Below are 3551 nucleotides of genomic sequence, written 5' to 3' on the forward strand. Positions count from 1 at the left end.
GCGCGGGGCCTGTGGATAAGTTGGGGCGTGGGGTGGGGGATGTGGGGATGATGGGCGGATGCCCCGCCACACCGCCCTCCCGCCCGAATACGCCGTGCGTCCGTTCTCCGTGCGCCAAGCCAAGGCGCGGGGGTTCAGCAAGAGGCGGCTCGACGGCGCCGACCTAACCGCTCCGCACCGCGGAGTGCGCACGCGGCACGCGACCGTTCAGACCGTGCAGGATCAGGTGGCCGCCTACCTCCCGCGGCTGCTCGCCGAACAGTTCTTCAGCCACACAACGGCGGCGCGGCTCTGGGGTCTTCCGCTCCCCCGCGCCTTCACCCCTGCCGAACCCCTGCACGTCGCGACCCCCGACCGCGTCAACCGCGCCCGCACGGCGGGCGTCGTCGCGCACCGCCTGACACCGCCGACGCATCGGGTTGTGCGGGTGGGGCGGGTTCGGGTGGGTGACGCGGTGAGCACGTGGCTGCAGCTGGCGAGCATCCTGAGCGTGGAGCAGCTGGTGGCGGTCGGCGACGCCCTCGTGCTCGACCCGGTGCACCCCGACCGGGAGGCGCCGGCACCGCGCCCGTATGCGAATCCGGAGGAATTGCGGCGGCGGGTGCGGGCGTTCCGGGGGCCCGGCAAGCGGCGACTGGTCGACGCGCTGGAGCTGGTTCGGCTCGGGGTCGAGTCGCCGAAAGAGACCGAGCTGCGGCTGCTGATCATCCGGAGCGGGATGCCGGAGCCCGCCGTCAACGTACCCGTACCGGTGCAGCGGCTGTCGTATGTGCCGCGCGTCGACCTCGTCTATGCCGAATGGAAGGTTCTCGTTGAGTATGACGGGCAGCAGCATCGGACGGACCCGGCGCGCTTCGCGCACGACAATGCACGCGCGGCAGCGCTACGGGAGTCGGGCCACGTGCTCATCACGGTGCTGAAAGGCGGGCTGGCGGGCGCCTCCGCACGGGCCGAGACCGCCGAACGGGTGCGGCGTGCGCTGCTGGCGGCGGGCTGGCGCCCGACGGGGAACTGCCGCGAGGAGCCTGCTCTGCGGCCGAAGGGCATACGCCGCCCGCAGGAGGGAGCAGGCGGCCGCGACCAGGAGTTCGCGACCGCCGCTCCGCAGGAGGGAGGAGGCGGCCGCGACCGCCTCTCAGCAGGCGGGCGCCCGATAGAATCGGGGGGCCTGCCCACGCATTCCGAAGGAGCCCCTCCGCGTGTCTGACACCGCTTCACCGTTCACCTCTGCCGCCGACGAGACCGCCGCCCCGGCATCCGGTGCCCGACCCGCGGTCGACAGCGTCGCGGTCGCCACCGCGACGCCCGACAAGGAGCAGCCGTACGCCGCGCTCGGGCTGAAGCCCGACGAGTACGCGCGCATCCGCGAGATCCTGGGCCGCCGGCCGACGAGCGGCGAGCTCGCGATGTACTCGGTGATGTGGAGCGAACACTGCTCCTACAAGTCGAGCAAGATGTACCTGCGCCAGTTCGGGTCGAAGACGACTGAGAAGATGCGCGAGAACCTGATGGTGGGCATCGGCGAGAACGCCGGCGTCGTCGACATCGGCGAGGGCTGGGCCGTCACGTTCAAGGTCGAGTCGCACAACCACCCGAGCTACATCGAGCCGTTCCAGGGCGCGGCGACCGGCGTCGGTGGCATCGTGCGCGACATCATCTCGATGGGTGCGCGCCCGGTCGCGGTCATGGACCAGCTGCGCTTCGGCGACATCGACAACCCCGACACCGCCCGCGTGGTGCACGGCGTCGTCGGCGGCATCAGCTTCTACGCGAACTGCCTGGGGCTGCCGAACATCGGCGGCGAGACGTACTTCGACTCCGTCTACCAGGGCAATCCGCTGGTCAACGCCCTCGCGGTGGGCGTGCTGCGGCACGAAGACATCCACCTCGCCAACGCGACGGGCGCAGGCAACAAGGTGGTGCTGTTCGGGGCTCGCACCGGCGGCGACGGCATCGGCGGAGCATCCATTCTGGCGAGTGACACGTTCTCTGCAGGCGGGCCGACCAAACGCCCGGCCGTGCAGGTCGGAGACCCCTTCGCCGAGAAGGTGCTGATCGAGTGCTGCCTCGAACTGTTCCGCGAGAAGCTGGTCGAGGGCATCCAGGATCTCGGGGCCGCCGGCATCTCGTGCGCGACCAGCGAGCTCGCCAGCAACGGCGACGGCGGAATGTACATCGAGCTCGACAAGGTGCTGTTGCGCGACCCGTCGCTGACCGCCGAAGAGATCCTGATGAGCGAGAGCCAGGAGCGCATGATGGCCGTGGTTCAGCCGTCGAAGCTCGAGGCGTTCCTCGCCGTTGTGGAGAAATGGGATGTCGAGACCAGCGTTCTGGGCGAGGTCACCGACAGCGGGCGGCTGATCATCGACTGGCGCGGCGAGCAGATCGTGAACGTGGAGCCGCGCACCGTCGCGGTCGACGGCCCGGTCTACGACCGCCCGGTCGAATACCCCACCTGGATCGACAAGCTGCACGATGACAACGCGCTCTCGCTGCCCCGGGCATCCGGAGCCGACGAACTCAGACAGCAGGTGCTCGCCCTGCTCGGCAGTGCGAACCTGGCCGGCAAGGGCTGGATCACCGACCAGTACGACCGGTACGTGATGGGCAACACGGCGCTGTCGTTCCCCGACGACGGTGGAATGGTGCGCGTCGACGAGGAGTCGGGGCTCGGCTTCGCGATCGCGACGGATGCGAACGGGCGCTACTGCCAGCTCGACCCGTACTTCGGCGCGCAGCTCGCGCTGGCCGAGGCGTACCGCAACGTCGCCGTCACGGGCGCCGTGCCGGTGGCCGTCACCGACTGCCTGAACTTCGGCAGCCCGGAGAACCCCGAGGTCATGTGGCAGTTCTCGCAGGCCGTGGCGGGGCTGTCGGATGCCTGCCTCGAGCTCGAGATACCGGTCACCGGTGGCAATGTGTCGTTCTACAACCAGACCGGCGGCGCGCCCATCCACCCGACGCCGGTCGTCGGCGTGCTCGGCGTGATCGACGATGTCGCCCGCCGCATCCCGAGCGGCTGGCAAGACGAAGGCAACAACATCTACCTGCTCGGCGTGACGCGCGAGGAGCTCGACGGGTCGGCATGGGCCGGCACCATCCACGACCACCTCGGCGGGCGCCCGCCCGTCGTCGACCTCGCGCGCGAGGCGTCGCTCGCCGGCCTGCTGCACGCGGGTGCGATGCAGGGCCTGCTCGCATCGGCGCATGACCTCTCCGACGGGGGGCTCGCCGAGGCGCTGGCCGAGGCGGTGCTGCGCTTCGGCGTGGGCGCTCGGGTGTGGCTCGACGAGCTGATGCTGCGCGACGGCGTCGACCTCACGACGGCGCTGTTCAGCGAGTCGACCGGCCGGGTGATCGTGTCGGTTCCGCGCGAGGACGACGTCAAGTTCATGGGGCTCTGCGAGGGGCGCGATTACCCGGTGCTGCGCATCGGCGTGACCGACAGCGGGGCCGAGGGGGATGCCGCGCTCGACATCCAGGGCCAGTTCGCGATCGGCCTCGCCGAGCTGCGAGCCACCCACCGCGGCACCCTCCCCGCCCGCTTCGCC

Annotated in this window: 2 protein-coding genes; both read left to right on the forward strand. The window is 70.6% G+C overall.

The window, feature by feature from the left end; translation table 11 throughout:
- Nucleotides 1-58 precede the first annotated feature (58 nt).
- A complete protein-coding gene (locus C5B96_RS11435; protein WP_104245490.1) occupies nt 59-1207 on the forward strand; it encodes a hypothetical protein in 1149 nt (382 codons plus the stop codon).
- On the forward strand, nt 1200-3551 hold a 2352-nt coding region (gene purL, locus C5B96_RS11440; RefSeq protein ID WP_104245491.1), incomplete at its 3' end, for a phosphoribosylformylglycinamidine synthase subunit PurL. The genes C5B96_RS11435 and purL, both read left to right, overlap by 8 nt.

Origin of the sequence: Subtercola sp. Z020, from assembly GCF_002931235.1 — a bacterium.
In the GTDB taxonomy this organism is placed as follows: domain Bacteria; phylum Actinomycetota; class Actinomycetes; order Actinomycetales; family Microbacteriaceae; genus Subtercola.